Raw genomic sequence first — 306 nt, 5'->3', positions numbered from 1 at the left:
GGCAAGATGTGGAAGTGGTGTGAGCCATTAAGCTAACTTGTACTAATTACCCGTGAGGCTTAACCATACAACGCCAAACGCGTTTTATGCGACAGTTTGACAGAAGTTAATATAACTAAAGTAGAAATTACTTAGAAAAACTTAAAAAATATTATCAGATATTTTCCAAATTCAGTTAGTACGCAGAAATACGTATTAACGCCCAAATTTGCTTGGTGACAATAGCGTTTTGGACCCACCTGACTCCATGCCGAACTCAGTAGTGAAACGAAACAGCGCCGATGATAGTGTAGCATTTGCTATGTG

Annotated in this window: 1 rRNA gene; it reads left to right on the top strand. The window is 38.9% G+C overall.

Annotated elements, in window-relative coordinates:
* Window positions 1–211 precede the first annotated feature (211 nt).
* Window positions 212–305: ribosomal RNA gene (gene rrf / locus H5160_RS20215) — 5S ribosomal RNA — on the top strand.
* Window position 306: the final 1 nt, after the last annotated feature.

Origin of the sequence: Pseudoalteromonas sp. SG43-4, assembly GCF_014164325.1 — a bacterium.
Lineage (GTDB): Bacteria > Pseudomonadota > Gammaproteobacteria > Enterobacterales > Alteromonadaceae > Pseudoalteromonas > Pseudoalteromonas distincta.
Note: the sequence above shows the minus strand (reverse complement) of the source record. Positions and strands in the feature narration are given on the sequence as shown.